General features: G+C 56.3%; 13 protein-coding genes. 11 read left to right on the top strand and 2 right to left on the bottom strand.

What is annotated here, in order from left to right:
• Nucleotides 1-61: 61 nt before the first annotated feature.
• Nucleotides 62-2,053 (bottom strand): transketolase, encoded by a 1,992-nt coding sequence (tkt, locus tag ACJJIB_RS00665; RefSeq protein ID WP_444888887.1) that lies wholly within the window; start codon nucleotides 2,051-2,053, stop codon nucleotides 62-64.
• Between the two features lie 264 nt (nucleotides 2,054-2,317).
• On the opposite strand from tkt, the gene ACJJIB_RS00660 reads away from it, so the two are divergent.
• The 5 genes from ACJJIB_RS00660 (at nucleotide 2,318) to ACJJIB_RS00640 (ending at nucleotide 7,681) form a co-directional block, all read left to right on the top strand.
• Nucleotides 2,318-3,274 carry a metalloregulator ArsR/SmtB family transcription factor gene (locus ACJJIB_RS00660; RefSeq protein ID WP_444887543.1) on the top strand — a complete coding sequence of 319 codons (957 nt, stop codon included), beginning with the start codon at nucleotides 2,318-2,320 and terminating at the stop codon, nucleotides 3,272-3,274.
• A gap of 69 nt (nucleotides 3,275-3,343) precedes the next feature.
• Nucleotides 3,344-4,564 carry a methionine adenosyltransferase gene (gene metK / locus ACJJIB_RS00655; protein WP_252083816.1) on the top strand — a complete coding sequence of 407 codons (1,221 nt, stop codon included), beginning with the start codon at nucleotides 3,344-3,346 and terminating at the stop codon, nucleotides 4,562-4,564.
• 95 nt (nucleotides 4,565-4,659) lie between these two features.
• Entirely contained in the window at nucleotides 4,660-6,045 is a 1,386-nt protein-coding gene (ahcY, locus tag ACJJIB_RS00650) for an adenosylhomocysteinase (RefSeq protein ID WP_252083815.1), read from the top strand.
• A 61-nt stretch (nucleotides 6,046-6,106) separates the two neighbouring features.
• Nucleotides 6,107-6,946, top strand: a complete 840-nt coding sequence (gene metF / locus ACJJIB_RS00645; RefSeq protein WP_444887542.1) for a methylenetetrahydrofolate reductase [NAD(P)H] — start codon at nucleotides 6,107-6,109, stop codon at nucleotides 6,944-6,946.
• Between the two features lie 69 nt (nucleotides 6,947-7,015).
• Nucleotides 7,016-7,681, top strand: coding sequence for an RluA family pseudouridine synthase (locus tag ACJJIB_RS00640; protein ID WP_444887541.1), 666 nt, complete (start codon nucleotides 7,016-7,018; stop codon nucleotides 7,679-7,681).
• A 91-nt stretch (nucleotides 7,682-7,772) separates the two neighbouring features.
• Here ACJJIB_RS00640 and ACJJIB_RS00635 read toward each other — a convergent pair whose 3' ends face one another.
• Nucleotides 7,773-10,127 (bottom strand): Tex family protein, encoded by a 2,355-nt coding sequence (locus tag ACJJIB_RS00635; protein WP_252083812.1) that lies wholly within the window; start codon nucleotides 10,125-10,127, stop codon nucleotides 7,773-7,775.
• A 295-nt stretch (nucleotides 10,128-10,422) separates the two neighbouring features.
• Between ACJJIB_RS00635 and ACJJIB_RS00630 the strand changes: the two genes are divergently transcribed.
• The 6 genes from ACJJIB_RS00630 to ACJJIB_RS00605 all read left to right on the top strand — a co-directional run bounded on the left by ACJJIB_RS00630 (nucleotide 10,423) and on the right by ACJJIB_RS00605 (nucleotide 17,422).
• Nucleotides 10,423-11,664 (top strand): efflux RND transporter periplasmic adaptor subunit, encoded by a 1,242-nt coding sequence (locus tag ACJJIB_RS00630; RefSeq protein ID WP_444887540.1) that lies wholly within the window; start codon nucleotides 10,423-10,425, stop codon nucleotides 11,662-11,664.
• The gene (locus ACJJIB_RS00625) at nucleotides 11,664-14,795 is read left to right on the top strand and encodes an efflux RND transporter permease subunit (RefSeq protein WP_444887539.1); all 3,132 of its coding nucleotides are present in this window, start codon (nucleotides 11,664-11,666) and stop codon (nucleotides 14,793-14,795) included. Before ACJJIB_RS00630 ends, ACJJIB_RS00625 begins: the two co-directional genes overlap by 1 nt.
• Nucleotides 14,796-14,930: 135 nt before the next feature.
• Complete coding sequence (locus ACJJIB_RS00620; protein WP_444887538.1) at nucleotides 14,931-15,677, top strand: 16S rRNA (uracil(1498)-N(3))-methyltransferase; 747 nt, start codon at nucleotides 14,931-14,933, stop codon at nucleotides 15,675-15,677.
• A 50-nt stretch (nucleotides 15,678-15,727) separates the two neighbouring features.
• Nucleotides 15,728-16,093, top strand: coding sequence for a hypothetical protein (locus ACJJIB_RS00615; RefSeq protein WP_252083806.1), 366 nt, complete (start codon nucleotides 15,728-15,730; stop codon nucleotides 16,091-16,093).
• Nucleotides 16,094-16,107: 14 nt separating this feature from the next.
• Entirely contained in the window at nucleotides 16,108-16,755 is a 648-nt protein-coding gene (locus ACJJIB_RS00610; protein WP_252083804.1) for an HAD family hydrolase, read from the top strand.
• 73 nt (nucleotides 16,756-16,828) lie between these two features.
• Entirely contained in the window at nucleotides 16,829-17,422 is a 594-nt protein-coding gene (locus tag ACJJIB_RS00605; protein ID WP_444883153.1) for an OmpA family protein, read from the top strand.
• Nucleotides 17,423-17,461: the final 39 nt, after the last annotated feature.

Below are 17,461 nucleotides of genomic sequence, written 5' to 3'. Positions count from 1 at the left end.
GCGTAGCCGAGACGCCCCTCGCGATATTGTGTGCAAGGGGCGCCCGGCTAGAGTGCTGAAATTAGTTCAGCACTTTCTCGACGGTTTCCACCACATTTTCCACGGTGAAACCGAAGTGACGCATCAGCTCGCCGCCGGGGGCGGACTCACCGAAGCTGCTCATGCCAATAATGGCGCCGTCAAAGCCGACGAACTTATACCAGTAATCCTGGTGGCTGGCCTCTACGGCCACGCGTGCGCGCACGGCGGAGGGCAGTACCGATTCGCGGTAGGACTCGTCCTGTTCCATAAAGGCCTCGGCGCAGGGCATGGAAACCACACGCACCTTCTTGCCCGCGAGCTTCTCTTGGGCGGCCATGGCCAGTTCCACTTCTGAGCCGGTGGCGATAATGATCGCTTCCGGGGTGCCGTCGCAGTCGGACAGTACATAGCCGCCCTTCTCTACCTGGGCCAGCTGTGCGGCGTTGCGCGGTTGCGGCGCTAGGCCCTGACGGCTGAACACCAGGGTGCTGGGTCCATTTTTACGTGCGATAGCCATTTTCCAGCTCACTGCGGATTCGGTGGCGTCGCAGGGGCGCCAGGTGTGCAGATTGGGGGTAGAACGCAAAGCGCTCAGCTGCTCAACTGGCTGGTGAGTGGGTCCGTCTTCACCAAGGCCGATGGAGTCGTGGGTGTAGACAAAGATCACGCGTTGCTTCATCAGTGCGGCCATGCGCACGGCGTTGCGGGCGTATTCCATAAACATCAGGAAAGTGGCGCCATAGGGGACGAAACCGCCGTGCAGGGCGATGCCATTCATCATGGCGCTCATGCCGAACTCACGCACGCCGTAGTAGACGTAGTTGCCGGAGGCATCTTCGGCACTGACGCCCTTGGAGCCGGACCAGATGGTGAGGTTGGAGCCGGCCAGGTCGGCGGAACCACCGAGGAATTCAGGCAGCAGCGGACCGTAGGCGTTCAGTGCATTCTGGCTCGCCTTGCGCGAGGCGATTTTCTGCGCATCGTCCTGGCACTGCTGAATATAGTCATCGGCCTTTGCAAAAAAGTCTGCGGGCAGTTCGCCGCGCATACGGCGCTCGAATTCGGCAGCCAGCTCGGGGAACTCTTCGCGGTAGTCGGCGAAAATGTCTTTCCACTCGTCTTCCTGGGCTTCACCTTTGGGTTTGGCGTCCCAGTCGGCATAGATCTCCGCGGGGATTTCGAAGGGGGCGTGGGCCCAGCCGAGGGTTTCGCGTACCAGGGAGATTTCATCGTCACCCAGAGGTGCGCCATGGCATTCTTCGCGGCCCTGCTTGTTGGGGGAGCCGAAGCCGATCACGGTTTTACAACAAATAATGGTTGGCTTATCGCTGTTCGCGCGGGCCTCTTCGATGGCGGCTTTAATGGCGGTGGCGTCGTGGCCATCCACATTGGGGATTACGTGCCAGCCATAGGATTCAAAGCGCTTGGGCGTGTCGTCGGTAAACCAGCCTTCTACTTCTCCGTCGATGGAAATGCCGTTGTCGTCATAAAAGGCGATTAGTTTGCCCAGGCCCAGGGTGCCGGCCAGGGAGCAGGCCTCGTGGGAAACACCTTCCATCAAACAGCCGTCACCCATAAATACATAGGTGTGGTGGTCGACCAGCTCGTAACCCGGACGGTTGAACTGTGCTGCCAATACTTTTTCAGCCAATGCCATACCAACGGCATTGGTAATACCCTGGCCGAGAGGGCCGGTAGTGGTTTCTACGCCCGGCGCATAACCGTACTCCGGGTGGCCCGGGGTTTTGGAATGCATCTGGCGGAAATTTTTCAGCTCTTCGATCGGCAGGTCGTAACCGGACAGGTGCAGCAGCGAGTACAGCAGCATGGAGCCGTGGCCGTTGGAGAGCACAAAGCGGTCGCGGTCGGCCCACTCGGGGTTGGCTGGATTGTGCTTCAGGTAGTCATTCCACAGCACTTCGGCGATATCCGCCATACCCATAGGCGCACCGGGGTGGCCGCTGTTGGCTTTCTGGACGGCGTCCATAGACAGGGCGCGAATAGCATTGGCCTTGTCTGTGCGAGAGGGAATAGAAGACATAGGAAGAACTCTCTGATTTTCGGATGGCCGCGGGGTGCTCTACAGGCGCTTCCCGCAGCGACAAAATGGGGGCGTATTTTCCCGTAAAGGTGTGTCTCACGCAAAGGCTTGCGGAGGAAAATTGCTATTAAGTGAAGCAACAATTGCCCAGGTTTATGTGCAGATGGTGGCCATAAGCACCTACATCAAAATAATTTTATAAAGCTATATCAAAGTTCTTTGATATAGGGTGGTGTGCCTGATAGACTCGTCCGCATGTCTGAAATCCAGCCCATTTCTCAATCCGGCACCAGCGCGGAAATTCCCCAACTGGCGGCGACCCTAAAAGCTGCGGGGGATCCCCTGCGCCTGGAGATTTTGCGCCTGCTTAGCCAGGACTCCTACAGCGTGCTGGAACTCTGCCGAATTTTTGATCTGCGCCAACCGGCCCTGAGTCACCACCTAAAGGTGCTTGCCCAAGCGGGGTTGGTGAGCAAGCGCCGCGAGGGTAACAACCTTTTTTACCGGCGCACAGGCAGCACACCGCTGCTCGCTCAGCTGTTCGCCAACCTGGACCAGTTGCCGCTATCAGACGCGCGGGCTCAATCGGTGGCGCGTATCTCGGAGGAGCGCGCCGAAGCCTCGCGTCGCTTCTTTGCGGACTACGGAAATCGCTTTCGCGAGCAGCAGGAGTTGATCGCCAGTTACAGCGTGTATGGCCCGCAGGTGGCACAGCTGCTCAACTCTGGCCGCCATGCCCTGGAGGTGGGGCCCGGCGAGGGGGAGTTCCTACAGGAGTTATCCCTGCGTTTTGCCACAGTCACTGCGCTGGATCTGTCCTCGGCTATGTTGGAGCGCGCCCAGGCATTCGCCGATGAGCAGGGCCTGGCCAATATCGAATTTGTCTGTGGTGACACCCGTGCTGCAGCGGCACGCCCAGCCAGTGCGGACAGCATTGTGGTGAATATGGTATTGCACCACACCCCCGACCCCGCACAGATTTTCCAGGACTTACAAGGCGCGCTGAAAAGTGGTGGCCAGTTACTGGTGGCAGAGCTACAGGAGCACGGTCAGGACTGGGCGCGGGAAGCCTGCGGTGATCTATGGCTGGGATTTGCCCCTGAACAGCTGAGCCAGTGGGCACAAACTGCCGGTTTAAGGGACGGCCGCAGTGTCTACAGTGCGCTGCGCAATGGCTTTCAGATTCAGATCAGAGAATTTGTAAAACCCTGACAACTGCAGTCGATTGTCAGGTCCAGAATTTTGCTAACCGCCCGCGGCGGAACACATGGAGACTCTCACATGAGTGAATACAAACTGTTTACCTCGGAATCCGTGTCTGAAGGGCACCCGGATAAAATCGCCGACCAGATTTCCGACGCGGTATTGGATGCTCTGTTGGCTCGTGACAAGCAGGCGCGCGTTGCCTGTGAAACTCTGGTAAAGACCGGTATCGCGGTTATTGCCGGGGAAATCTCCACCTCCGCCTGGGTTGATCTGGAGGAATTGGTGCGCAAGGTGATTACCGATATCGGCTACACCTCCTCCGACGTGGGTTACGATGGGGAAACCTGTGGTGTGATCAACGTTATCGGCAAGCAATCCCTGGATATTGCCCAGGGTGTCGACCGCGCCAAGCCAGAAGATCAGGGTGCTGGCGACCAGGGCCTGATGTTTGGCTACGCTACCAATGAAACACCGACTTTTATGCCGGCGCCTATCTATTATTCCCACCGCTTGGTGGAGCGTCAGGCTGAGGCGCGTAAGTCCGGCCTGCTGCCCTGGTTGCGCCCGGATGCCAAGAGCCAGCTTACTTTCCGCTACGACGACCAGGGCCGTCCCTGCGCTATCGATGCGGTGGTGCTCTCCACTCAGCACAATCCCGATGTGAGCCAAGCCGACCTGCGCGATGCGGTGATGGAGCTGATCGTGCATCACACCCTGCCGACAGAGTGGCTACACAAGGACACCAAATTCCATATTAACCCCACCGGTAACTTTGTGATTGGCGGCCCCGTCGGTGACTGTGGCCTGACCGGGCGCAAAATTATTGTGGATACCTACGGCGGTTCCGCGCGCCATGGCGGCGGTGCCTTCTCCGGTAAGGACCCGTCCAAAGTGGACCGCTCTGCGGCCTATGCCGGTCGCTATGTGGCCAAGAATATTGTCGCCGCAGGCCTGGCCAAGCGCTGTGAAATTCAGGTGTCCTATGCCATCGGCGTTGCCGAGCCTACCTCGGTTGCCATCAATACCTTTGGCACTGGCGTGGTTTCCGAAGAGAAACTGGTGGAGCTGGTGCGCGAGAATTTCGATCTGCGCCCCTATGCCATTTCAAAATCCCTCGATCTGCTGCACCCCATGTATCAGCTGACTGCAGCCTACGGCCACTTTGGTCGCGATCCCTTTACCCACACCTATAACTGGGTGGATGGCAACGGCCAAGCGCGCAGTGAAACTTTCACCGCCTTCCCCTGGGAGAAGACTGACAAGGTCGATGCGCTGCGTGCGCAGGCGGGCCTGTAATCTACTGGATAAACGCGGCTCCATATTGTGAGTTGCTATCAGGAGGCGCTGCGGCGCCTCAGTGAGTGAAAAGAACATTACTGGAACTCAAAAGAATGAATCAAATGAGCACTGAATTTAAAGACTTTAAGATCGCGGACATCTCACTGGCCGAGTGGGGCCGCCGTGAAATTGAAATTGCCGAAGGTGAAATGCCGGCGCTGATGACCCTGCGGGAGAAATACCGCGCGGAACAGCCTCTCGCCGGTGCGCGTATTATGGGCTGTATCCATATGACCATTCAGACCGCAGTACTGATTGAAACTCTGGTTGCCCTGGGTGCTGAAGTCCGCTGGTCTTCCTGTAATATTTTCTCCACTCAGGACCACGCTGCCGCCGCTATCGCTGCACGCGGAATTCCTGTGTTTGCCTGGAAGGGTGAAACGGAGGAAGAGTACGAGTGGTGTTTAGAGCGTACCGTGGGTGCCGATGTTGCCGGCTGGCAGCCGAATATGATTCTCGACGACGGTGGTGACCTCACCGAACTGCTGCACCGTAAGTACCCCGCCGTCCTGAACAATTGCCACGGTATCAGTGAGGAAACCACCACTGGCGTACATCGCCTGCAGGACATGTTGCGTGAAGGCACCCTTAGAGTTCCGGCGATCAACGTCAACGACGCTGTAACCAAGAGCAAAAATGACAACAAATACGGTTGTCGTCACAGCCTGAACGATGCAATCAAGCGCGCCACTGATCACCTGTTGGCGGGCAAGAAAGCGCTGGTTATCGGTTACGGTGATGTGGGTAAAGGCTCCGCCGCTTCGCTGCGCCAGGAAGGCATGATTGTAAAGGTTTCAGAAGTGGATCCCATCTGTGCCATGCAGGCCTGTATGGATGGTTTCGAGCTGGTTTCTCCCTACATTAACGGTATTAACACCGGCACCGCCGAAGGTATTAATAAAGAGCTACTGGCCAATACTGACCTGATTGTCACCACCACCGGCAATGCCAATGTCTGTGATAAGCATATGCTGGCGGCACTGAAGAGCGGCGCTGTAGTTTCCAATATTGGCCACTTCGATAATGAAATCGATACCGCCTTTATGCGTGAGAACTGGGAGTGGCAAGAAGTGAAGCCCCAGGTGCATAAAATAGTGCGCAATAGCGAAACCAATGATCACCTGCTGTTGTTGTCCGAAGGCCGCTTGGTAAACCTGGGCAACGCCACTGGTCACCCCAGCCGTATTATGGATGGGTCATTTGCCAACCAGGTTCTCGCGCAAATTCACCTGTTTGAAGAGAAGTTTGCCGACCTGGCCTCCGATCAAAAAGTGTCTGCACTCTATGTCAAGGTACTGCCCAAGCACCTCGACGAGGAAGTCGCGCGCTATATGGTGGAAGGTTTTGATGGAGTAATTACCCGTATGACCGAGGAGCAGGCCAAATACATTGGTGTTTCTGTCGACGGTCCATATAAGCCCGAAAGCTATAAATATTAATACCCTCATAAAAGATGCCGGCTGTGCCGGCATCTGAATTTCGGAGGGCCTGGAAAATATAATGAAAAATCCCATTCGCATCAGTTTCGAATTTTTCCCACCCAAAACCCCCGAAGGCCGCGTCAAGCTGTATAAAACCCGCGAGGCTTTACAGGCGTTTAATCCCGAATTCTTTTCAGTCACCTATGGTGCCGGTGGTACCACGCGTGAAACTACCGCCAATATTGTTACCAATATGCGCAAAGATGGTATTTCCATCGCGCCGCACCTGTCATTTGGTGGAGACAATGAAGAGATCATTCTCGGATTATTAGATATATATAAAGAGGCCGGTGTAAATCGTATTGTGGCCCTGCGTGGGGATATGCCCTCTGGAATGGGTGCGGTGGCGCAACTGGTCTACGCGAATGAGTTGGTGGCTTTTATTCGGCGCCATACTGGCGATCATTTCCACCTGGAAGTTGCCGCCTATCCGGAAATTCATCCGGAGTCCAACAGTTATGATGATGATATACGCTATTTAAAAGGAAAGTTTGAGGCGGGAGCGAATAGCGCCCTGACTCAATACTTCTATAACCCGGATTCATATTTTTATTTCATAGATCAGTGTGAGAAAGCCGGTATCGATGCACCGATCTATCCGGGGATTATGCCAATTATTAACTTCGATAATTTAGTGCGTTTTTCGCGTAACTGCGGCGCAGAGATTCCGCGCTGGCTGAAAAAACGAATGGAAAGTTATCGCGACCCCGATGATATCCGTAAGCTGGGTCTCGAAGTAGTTACCGACCTGTGTGAAACCTTATTGGAGGGGGGCGCACCGGGATTGCATTTTTATACGATGAATCAGATTGGTGCCTCAGAGAGTATTTTAAAGGACCTGGGCCTTGAGGCTCGCTAGTCCTCCTTGATATTTTATAGTGCCACCGGGTGTGGGCATTAGCATTTAGCAGGTTGTAAGAGTTAAATAATGCGTAAATATTGCCCACCAACTGAGCCTTTTTTATCGGTCATTTATCAGGATTCCTCCCTTCTAATTTTAAATAAACCCAGTGGTCTCCTCAGTGTGCCAGGTAGAGACCCGGCCCATAAAGATAGTCTGGCAAGTAGGGTACAAAAAAACTACCCGGAAGCACTGATAGTGCATCGCCTGGATATGGATACTTCGGGCCTGTTGGTATTGGCGCGGAGTCCTGAAGTTCACCGCAAACTCAGCACACTCTTCCAAAATCGCAAGGTCGATAAAACCTATCTTGCTAGAGTGTGGGGGGTACCCACTGCAGACTCAGGTGAGGTGAATCTGCCTCTGATTTGTGACTGGCCAAACAGGCCAAAACAAAAAGTGGATCATGAGGTGGGTAAGCCCTCTCTCACGCGTTGGGAAAAAATATCTAGTACAGCAGACAGCAGCTTACTGCGCCTCTTGCCGGTTACAGGCCGTTCCCATCAGCTGCGGGTGCATATGCAGGCGATGGGACACCCGATATTGGGTGATCCATTCTATGCACACTCAGAAGCCTTAGCTGCGGCCCCGAGATTATTATTGCATGCGAGTGCTCTGGAATTTTTGCATCCAGAGACGCAAGAACGCCTGAGTGTTACCAGTGAATTACCAGAGGTATTCTCAGCTGAATAATCGTTAATGCTAGTTTTACAATCGGCTTTGATTTTTCATTAAATAAAAAAAGGCGATCTGGTGATCGCCCTTTTTTTGTTGGTTCGCCGTATTATTTTTTATTCTTCATTGCCGCCATTAACAGATCGCCCATGCTGCCACGGCTATTCCCTTGGCTGCCCTTTTGCTGCCGATTGCCCTGCTGCTTGTTATAGCGCTGGGCCTGGCGGTTTTCACGCTGGTCGCCTTTGTTGATACCGCCGCTGCCCTGCTCGCCGGGCTCGTCGGATAGGCGCATGGAAAGACCGATGCGCTTGCGTGCGACATCCACTTCCATCACTTTCACTTTGACGATATCGCCGGCTTTAACCACCTCGTGGGGATCTTTCACGAACTTTTCTGAAAGCGCGGAGATATGGACCAGTCCGTCCTGGTGCACGCCGATATCCACAAACGCACCGAAGTTGGTGACGTTGGTAACCGTGCCTTCCAACACCATGGCCGGGCGCAGGTCTTTAATTTCCTCAACGCCCTCTTCGAAGCGCGCAGTACGGAATTCAGGGCGTGGGTCGCGGCCGGGTTTTTCCAGCTCGGCGATGATATCGGTAACGGTGGGCACACCGAATTTTTCATCGGTGTAATCTGCCGGGTTGAGGCGGCGCAGGAAGGCGGAGTCGCCGATCAGGCTGTTGATCTCGCGGTCGTTTTTCTCGGCGATGCGTTTCACCACGATATAGGATTCGGGGTGTACGCCGGATTTATCCAGCGGGTTTTCACCGTTATTAATTCGCAGGAAGCCGGCGGCTTGCTCAAAGGCTTTGGGCCCCAGGCGCGGTACTTCCATCAGCTGTTTGCGGTTTTTAAAGGCGCCGTGTTGATCGCGGTAGCTGACGATATTGCTGGCGATGGAGGCAGTCAGGCCGGAAACCTTGGCCAACAGCGGCGCTGAGGCAGAGTTCAATTCGGCACCGACACCGTTTACACAGTCCTCTACTACAGCGTCGAGGGAACGCGCCAGCTGAGTCTGTGAAACGTCATGCTGATACTGGCCGACACCAATGGATTTAGGCTCGATTTTTACCAGCTCAGCCAGCGGGTCTTGCAGGCGACGGGCAATAGAGATGGCGCCACGGATGGTGACATCCAGATCGGGAAATTCCCGCGCGGCGAATTCGGAAGCGGAGTACACGGAGGCGCCTGCCTCGTTTACCACCACCTTTTGCGCATTTAATTTGTATTGCTTAATGGTCTCGCCGACAAATTTATCGGTCTCGCGACTGGCTGTGCCGTTGCCGATGGCGATCAAGCCTACATTGTATTTATTGCACAGGGCGGCAATAACCGCGGCGGATTCCTGATGACGGTTTTGCGGCGGATTGGGGAAGATGGCAGTGTGGTCCAGTATCTTACCGGTGGCATCTACCACTGCAACTTTCACACCGGTACGCAGCCCCGGATCCAGGCCGATAGTGGCCTTGTGTCCGGCAGGTGCGGCTAACAGCAGATCTTTGAGATTGCGGGAGAAGACCTTGATGGCTTCCTCTTCCGCTTTCTCGCGCAGCTCACCCAACAGGTCAGTTTCCAACGCGGTAAGCAGCTTGATACGCCAGGTCCAGCGCACCACTTCGCCAAGCCATTTGTCCGCCGGGCGGCCTTCGTCGCTGATATCGAAATGCCGAGCGATCATAGATTCACAGGGATGGCTGGCGGTGGCTGGAGTACCTTCCTCTTCTGGTAATCCAACACTGATGGCTAGGATGCCCTCGTTGCGGCCGCGGAAAATCGCCAGGGCGCGGTGGGATGGCACCTTGGACCAGTCCTCGGCGTATTCGAAGTAGTCGCGGAATTTGGCTCCCTCTTCCTCTTTGCCGTCGAGCAGCTTGGATTTAACCTGGCCATCGCGCTTGAGGAAGTCTCGCAGTTTACCCAGCAGTTCGGCATCTTCGGCAAAGCGTTCCATCAGGATAAATTTGGCCCCGTCGAGGGCGGCCTTGATGTCTTTTACCTGTAAGGAGGCGTCTTCATGATCGGTGTTGAGGTATTGCTGTGCTTCTGCGGCGGGATCGAGGGATGGATCGTTAATCAGGGCGTCGGCGAGAGGTTCGAGGCCCGCTTCGATGGCGATCTGCCCTTTGGTACGACGTTTGGGTTTGTAGGGCAGGTAGAGATCTTCGAGGCGGTTCTTGGTGTCGGCACCGTTGATTTGCTGCGCTAATTCTGCGGTGAGTTTGCCCTGCTCATCAATACTCTTGAGGATGGCTGCGCGGCGCTCTTCCAGTTCGCGCAGGTAGCGCAGGCGCTCTTCCAGTGTGCGCAGTTGGGTGTCGTCTAAAGCTCCCGTTACTTCTTTCCGGTAGCGGGCAATAAAGGGCACCGTGGCGCCTTCGTCCAGCAGGGATACTGCGGCAGTTACCTGTTGGGAGCGTACGTTGAGTTCTTCTGCGATGCGAGCGTTGATATCCAGCATTTGATGTCTATATCCGTTTTCCGGGGGTTCGTACCTTAAGGAGCGGCGTTTGACCGGGAAATAGCCTATCGGTTTCCTTGGCTTTGCGCGGCCCGTTGTCTCTCCTGCAACGGTAAATTGGGGCGGGCATTATGCGTTACCAGGGGCCAGCGAGGAAGGTTTGCGATAAAGCACAAACTCCTGCGGCGACCTGCATCCGAATCGACTCTTATCGGCGTCGAACTCCAGTAGAATGCGCGCTAATTAAAATTTGACCAGTATCGGTCACAGAATGGGGTAGAGGGTGCCTGTGAAAGTGTCGAGCAAGAACAAGCTTTTATTTACCGTTTTGGCTATCGGGGCGGCAGCCATTACTGCGGTGGTGCTATTGAAGCCCAAGCCGGAAGAAAAACCACCGGAGGCGGTGGTACCGCCGGTGGCGGATGTCCTGTATGCGGAACCGGGGCGCCAGACCCTGTTGGTACCGAGCCAGGGCACCGTGCATGCTCGCCATGAAATTGAGGTGGTGGCCCGTGTCGGCGGTGTGATTGAAGGTGTGGGCGAGGCCTTTGTGCCCGGCGGCTTCTTTGCCGAGGGGGAATCATTGCTGCAGCTCGAGCAAGCCGACTACATCCATAAAGTGACACGTGCCGAATCACAGCTGGCCGATGCCAAGTCCGCCCTGGCTCAAGAGCAGGGTCGCGCCAAACAAGCCAAGCGCGAGTGGCGCAATCTGGGCAGCGAAGCTGCCAACGCCCTGTTTCTGCGCAAGCCACACCTTGAAGCCGCCGAGGCCGCAGTGGCCGCAGCGCGAGCGGATCGGGACCAAGCCAAACTCGATCTGGCGCGCACCGCAGTGAAAACGCCGTTTGCCGGGCGCGTAGTGGAGACCTATGTCGATCTGGGCCAGTACATTACCCCCGGCACGCCTCTGGCAAAAATCCACAGCACTGGCATCGCCGAAGTGCGCCTGCCTCTGACCGATCAACAGCTGGCACTGCTCGATCTGCCTCTGGGTAAATCCTTCGAACATGGCCCCGAAGTGCGCCTGCGGGCGATGGTAGCTGGGCTTGAGCGCGAGTGGCGTGCCCAGCTGGTGCGCACCGAAGCCAGCATCGATACCAATAGCCGCTTTATTTATGCCGTGGCTCAGGTACAGAACCCTTATGAGGGCGATGTTCCGCTGATGAATGGCCTGTTTGTGGAAGCCGATATTGCCGGTCGCACTCTGGATGGCATAGTGGTTTTGCCGCGCCAGGCTTTGCACGAGGGCGACCACTTGCTGGTGTTGGATGAAGAGAGCAAGCTGGTGTTCAAAACTGTGGAACTGTTGCAGAGCATCGGCGAGCAGGTGTGGTTGCGTGGTGATATCGCCGTTGGTGATCGCGTCGTGGTGTCCAGCCTGGGCTACTCCCGCGAGGGCATGGCACTTACCGCTAATCCTCTCAACGAGAAGCCTGCCGGTCTGATCGATAGCGTTAAGAGCGATGCCGAAGCCGATTCAAGTACCTCCGGTGAGACCGCAGCCACGAATAGCGCTGCCCACGGAGGCCACTGATGAACGGCATTATTTCCTGGTTTGCGCGCAACAGTAAGGCCGCCAACCTGTTGATGATTATGATCATCATCGGCGGCTTCTTCGGAATCAGTGGGATTGATCGCGAGGTCTTTCCAGCGATTCAGCCCGGTATTGTCGAGGTGGAAATCTCCTACCCCGGTGCCGGCCCGGCGGAAGTCGAGCAGCAGGTGACCGTGCGTGTGGAAGAGGCTATCTCTGAGGTGAAGGGCATCAAGGAGGTGAACTCCGCCTCTCGCCGCAGCCACTCCTCTATCGAAGTTCAAGCAGTGGATGGCTACGATGAGCTGCGCCTGCTCAACGATATCAAGGTGCAGGTGGATAGTATTAACACCTTCCCCGAGGGTATCGAGCGCCCGGTGATTCGCCTGCAGGAGTGGGATACCCAGCTGATGATGATCGCCATTGGCGGTCCGGTTTCCGAGCGTCAGCTCAAGGAGACCGCGCTGGACCTGCGCGACAAACTCACCCTGATTCCCGGTGTGCGCCGTGTGGATATCTGGGGCGAGCGTCCGGATGAGCTGTCCATCGAGGTTTCCGAGCTGGACCTGCGCCGCTACAACCTGAGCTTCAATGACGTAGCCAACGCGGTGCGCCGCTCCTCCCTCGATCTGCCCGCGGGTATGGTGCGTTCGGATCGCGGTGATATCCAGGTGCAGACCCGTGGTCAGGCCTATACCGCCGAGGACTTCGAGCGTATTCCGGTAGTCAGCCGTGCCGACGGCTCTGTGCTGCTGCTGCGCGATGTGGCCACCGTGCGCGATGGCTTCGAGGAGTACAACAACGTCATTCTCTTTAACGGCAATCCGGCTATGAACCTGCGTGTGGTTCAGGGGGAGCCGCTGGATGTGGTGGCCACCGCCGAGCGTATCAAGGCGTTTATGGCGGAGGCGCGCACCCAGTTGCCGCCGGGTATGGAGTTCGACGTCTGGTTCGACTTCTCCAAAGCTTTTGAAGGCCGCATGAACCTGTTGACCACCAACGCCTTAAGCGGCTTCGCCATGGTCTTTATCATGCTGATGCTGTTCCTGCGCCCGGCACTGGCGATGTGGGTAACGGTGGGCATTATTGTGGCCTTCCTCGGTGCTTTCTGGTTGCTGCCGATTACCGGGGTCAGCCTGAATATGCTGTCGCTGTTCGCCTTCCTGCTGATTCTCGGGATTGTGGTGGACGATGCGATTATTGTGGGGGAAGCCGTGCATGCGGCCCACGATCGCGGTGTTACCGGTCTGGCCGCCGCGGAAGAGGGCGTGAAGCAGGTCTCCGCGCCGGTGATCTTCGCCGTGACCTCCACCATGGTGTTCTTTATCCCCATGCTGTTCCTGCCCGGTTATACCGCGCAGATGATGTTGGCACTGCCGGTGGTGGTGCTCTTGTGTCTGGTGTTCTCCCTGGTGGAGTCTCTGCTGATTCTGCCGGCGCACCTGGTGGGTATGAAGCCGGAGCAACCCGCCAAATCCGCCCTGGGTATCAAGTTGCAGAAGCTGCGTGGCCGCTTCGCCGGAGCCATGAAGACCGCCGGTGACAAGTACTATTTGCCGCTGCTCAAGAAGTCCCTTGGCAACAGCCGCACCACGGTGATGGTCTTTTTCATGGCGCTGGTACTTTCCATCAGTGTCTTTACCAGTGGTTATGTAGGTTCTTCCTTCTCGCCACAGGTACCGTCGGATCTGTTGGAATTGCGTGCCAGCATGGCCGATGGCGAGCCTTTCCATGAGGCCGAGCGCGTGATGAATCAGGTGCTGGAGGCCGCAGATAAGCTCGCTACCGATGAGGAGATGCTGAAGCTCAACGACGGCGAACCCTTCGTAATGAACTCCATGGTGTTCAACTGGCGCGGCAACATCTTTGTGATCTTGCAGCTCACCGACGGAGAGATGCGTGATGTGACTTCCAAAACCCTGTCGTTGCGCTGGCGCGAGCTGATCGGTGAAATGCCGGCCAGTGTTGAAGACCTCAATATTGATGCCACCATCAACGATGGCGGCAACGGTATGAGCTTGAACCTGAGCACTGCTTCGGGGGATATGGACGAATTGCGCGCTGCCGCCGATGCGGTGAAGAAGAAGATGAACGGCTATGCCGGTGTTTACGATGTGCGTGACAATCTCACCAGTGCGCGTCGCGATATCGAAATTCAGCTGAAGCCCCACGCCACTACCATGGGTATCAACCTGGCGGATGTGGCCAGGCAGGTGCGCCAGGGTTTCTATGGCGAAGAGGTACAGCGTATTCCCCGCGGTCGCGAGGACGTTAGGGTGATGGTGCGCTACCCGCAGGAAGAGCGCGCCAGCGAAGAGCAGATGGACCGCGTGCGTATTCGTACGGCGGAGGGAGAAGTGCCCTTCTCTGCGGTGGCCGATGCGGTCTATGTGCCCGGTTACACCACCATCCGCCGCAACAACCGCGAGCGCACCGTGCGCGTGTTTGCCGAGTTGACGCCGAACACCTCCACTGCGCAGGAAATTCTCAAGGATATGCGCGAGACTCTGGTGCCTGAGCTGGAGCGCCAGTTCCCCGGTTTCTCCCTGAGAACTGCCGGTGAAATGCAGGAGGAGGAAGAGTTCAACGGTGCGATCCTGGCGTTCTTCGTGCTGTCTCTGTTCGCCATTTACGCCCTGCTGGCCATTGCTTTCCGCTCTTACTCGCAGCCGCTGTTGATCCTTACCGCAGTACCGTTCGGCTTCTTCGGCGCGGTAGTAGGCCACCTGTTGATGGGCCACGATATCAGCATCATGTCCATGCTCGGCTTCCTCGCCGCAGCGGGGGTTGTGGTGAACGATAACCTGGTATTGATGGATCGCATCAACCAGCTGCGCGCCCAGGGTTGGGCGGTGATGGATGCGGTGGTACAGGCGGGTCGCGATCGTTTCCGCCCGATTATCCTCACCTCTATCACTACCTTTATCGGGTTGGTGCCGATCATGTTCGAGCGCTCTATTCAGGCGCAGTTCCTGATTCCCATGGTGATCAGCCTCGCCTTTGGCGTCCTGTTTGCCACCGCGGTAACCCTGGTACTGGTGCCGAACCTGTACAAGGTGATCGAAGTGCTGCGTCCGAAAGGCAAGCGCCAGGAGCTAACTGATACTCCGGTGTCTCTGGAAACTGCCTGATCGCGATTTTCACGCCGGGCAATGGTGGGGGTTTTCCGCCATTGCCTGGTCTGTGCATTAGTGCCTAAACTACCCGCCTGCAAAATGCCGACATCTCTGTCGGCTTTTTTATAGTGCTTTACAGGATCTTTACCCATGCGCATTCCGCGTATCTTCTCCCAGCAGGCCCTGGCCGGTGTTTCGCAAATCGAGTTGGATGAGGGCGCTTCCCGGCACCTGGTAAAAGTCCTGCGCCTCGGCGCCGGCCACCCGATGACTCTTTTCGACGGTTTGGGCGGCGAGTACAGCGCGGAATTGCTGGCAACGGGTAAGCGTGCACAAGTGGGGGTTGGTGCGTTTCGCGAAGACAATCGCCAGTCGCCTCTGGCGTTAACCCTGGCAATTGGCATCTCCCGCGGTGACCGATTCGACTGGGTGATACAGAAGGCCACCGAGTTGGGGGTGGCGGCTATCCAGCCGCTGTTTAGCGAGCGCTGCGAGGTCAAACTATCCGGCGAGCGCCTGCAAAAAAAACTCGGCCACTGGCGTCAGATTGCCATCAGCGCGTGTGAACAGTGTGAGCGCAATCTGTTGCCGGAAATTGCCGAGCCGGTAAAACTACCGCACTATCTGCAGACCTCAGCACAACAGGGTGCACCACAAACCAAGCTGGTATTACACCACCGCACCGAGCTGGATCTGCGCCGCTGGGAAGCGGACAATGGCAAGCCGGATTCGGCCCTGTTGATGGTGGGGCCAGAGGGTGGATTGTCCCAGGCGGAGATTGATCTGGCCTTGGGCCAAGGCTTTATGCCACTGCGCTTGGGACCGAGGGTTATGCGCACCGAAACCGCGCCTATCGCCGCACTGTCTGTATTACAGTTCCAATGGGGTGACCTGTAGGAGCCGGCGCAAGCCAAAACTGGATAGGATGAAAACCAGGAAGGGAAACTATGATTCGAGTAATTGTAGGGTTATTGGGTATCGCCATTGTCTTGTTGTCGCTGGCGGTTATTGCCAAGCCCAAGTTGGCGCAAACCATCAGTGAGCGACTCAGCGAGACGGGCTATTTCTTTTCCGCCTGGCTGCGCATCTTTATCGGTCTCTTCCTGCTGTTGATCGCTGACACGCGCCACTGGTATATCCTCTTCAACGCCCTGGGCGTATTGGTGCTGCTGAGTGGCGCTTATATGCTGCAAATGGGTTTTGAGCGCGGCAAGGCGCTGGCCATCAAAATCTCCCAGGGCAATGAAAATTTCCTGCGTATCAGCGGCATACTCGGTGTGGTTATCGGTATTATGCTGCTTTCCGCGCGCTGATTTTACGGGGTCCCATGTCTTCCATAGATTTGATCATTTTTGATTGCGACGGTGTGTTGGTGGATAGCGAGAGTATCGTCTGCCGCATCCTGGCTGAAGAAATGAATAAGTTGGGTATGGCCACCACTGCGGAGGAGCTGGATGAGCAATTCAGCGGCCGGCCCGCCAGGGACTGCCTACTGGAAATCGAGAAGCGTTTCGGCGGCCCCCTGCCAGACAATTATTTTGGCAATACCGAGCGCCGTATTCGAGAAGCATTCCACGCCGAGTTGGAGCCCGTAGTCGGTATTGAGGGCTTGCTCGATCACTTACAGCAGATCGGCATGCGCAGTTGCGTGGCCTCATCGGGCTCTCACCAGAAAATGCATCTCACCCTAAATAAAACCGGTCTCTACGACTACTTCGACGGCAGGATCTACAGTGCTGAGGATGTTTCCCGCGGTAAACCTTGGCCGGAGCTGTTCCTGCATGCGGCCACCAGTATGGGGGTGGAGCCGGGGCGTTGTCTGGTCGTGGAGGACTCTAACGCTGGCGTGGAAGCTGCGGTAGCCGCTGGCATGCGCGTAGTCGGTTACAGCACCCATAAGCAGAGAGCGCCACAGCTGGAGCAGCGCGGTGCCCGGGTAGTTAGCGATATGATGTCGGTGTTGAACTTCCTCTAACGGCTAGATATCTCCTGCCGCCGGCAGCTTGTTCTACACTGAATTTGACGTCTGCAAACCGGAAGTTTTGTCTATGGCGGGCAAGCCTTTATTCGTCTGCTATCTCGCCCTGCTGGTGCTATTACTTGCCGGCTGCCCCACCCCCGATCCCAATAGAAAATATGCCCTTGAGCCTCAGTCTGCGGTGCAGTCCGGAGACAGTGAGAAAGAGGCGCGGCAGGCGGCTCCCTTTGCCGATGATTTGGTGCGCTTTTTACGCGGAAATTCCCGTAAAGATGGGGATACTTTTAGATTGCGCCTGGAGTTTGACCCCGGTGGCTTTGCCCCGCGTATGGATAGCATCGCCGATCTGGAGGCGCTATTGGTGATCATGCGCGATTTCCCCGAGATGCGTATTACCATTGAGGGGCACACGGATAATGACGGTGACCCAAAGAAAAACCTGCACCTCTCTCAGTGGCGCGCAGACTGGGTACGCAATTTTTTGATAGAGCGCGGTATCGATGGCGACCGCATGCGTGCACAGGGCTATGGCGATACAGATCCTATCGCTGATAATGAGAGCAAGGCTGGGCAAAGGGAAAATCGACGCCTGGTTATCCGCGTCTTGAACTTCGATCGAATGCCGAGCAGATTGCCGCGATTAAATACATCCCCGAGCCCATAAATTTAATAAAAACCCGGCATTGATCGCCCGGGTTTTTAT

Source organism: Microbulbifer mixtoriginis (SeqCode) (assembly GCF_052467705.1).
The sequence above is the reverse complement of the archived record's forward strand: the minus strand, read 5'-3'. Positions and strand labels throughout refer to the sequence as shown.

What these genes read in the sequence shown, in the direction of transcription:
- metF (WP_444887542.1), top strand. Translation starts at nt 6,107, where the DNA reads ATGAAAAATCCCATTCGCATCAGTTTCGAATTTTTCCCACCCAAAACC.
- ACJJIB_RS00615 (WP_252083806.1), top strand. Translation starts at nt 15,728, where the DNA reads ATGATTCGAGTAATTGTAGGGTTATTGGGTATCGCCATTGTCTTGTTG.
- ACJJIB_RS00635 (WP_252083812.1), bottom strand. Translation starts at nt 10,127, where the DNA reads ATGCTGGATATCAACGCTCGCATCGCAGAAGAACTCAACGTACGCTCC.
- metK (WP_252083816.1), top strand. Translation starts at nt 3,344, where the DNA reads ATGAGTGAATACAAACTGTTTACCTCGGAATCCGTGTCTGAAGGGCAC.
- ACJJIB_RS00610 (WP_252083804.1), top strand. Translation starts at nt 16,108, where the DNA reads ATGTCTTCCATAGATTTGATCATTTTTGATTGCGACGGTGTGTTGGTG.
- ACJJIB_RS00620 (WP_444887538.1), top strand. Translation starts at nt 14,931, where the DNA reads ATGCGCATTCCGCGTATCTTCTCCCAGCAGGCCCTGGCCGGTGTTTCG.
- ACJJIB_RS00625 (WP_444887539.1), top strand. Translation starts at nt 11,664, where the DNA reads ATGAACGGCATTATTTCCTGGTTTGCGCGCAACAGTAAGGCCGCCAAC.
- ACJJIB_RS00605 (WP_444883153.1), top strand. Translation starts at nt 16,829, where the DNA reads ATGGCGGGCAAGCCTTTATTCGTCTGCTATCTCGCCCTGCTGGTGCTA.
- ahcY (WP_252083815.1), top strand. Translation starts at nt 4,660, where the DNA reads ATGAATCAAATGAGCACTGAATTTAAAGACTTTAAGATCGCGGACATC.
- ACJJIB_RS00660 (WP_444887543.1), top strand. Translation starts at nt 2,318, where the DNA reads ATGTCTGAAATCCAGCCCATTTCTCAATCCGGCACCAGCGCGGAAATT.
- ACJJIB_RS00640 (WP_444887541.1), top strand. Translation starts at nt 7,016, where the DNA reads ATGCGTAAATATTGCCCACCAACTGAGCCTTTTTTATCGGTCATTTAT.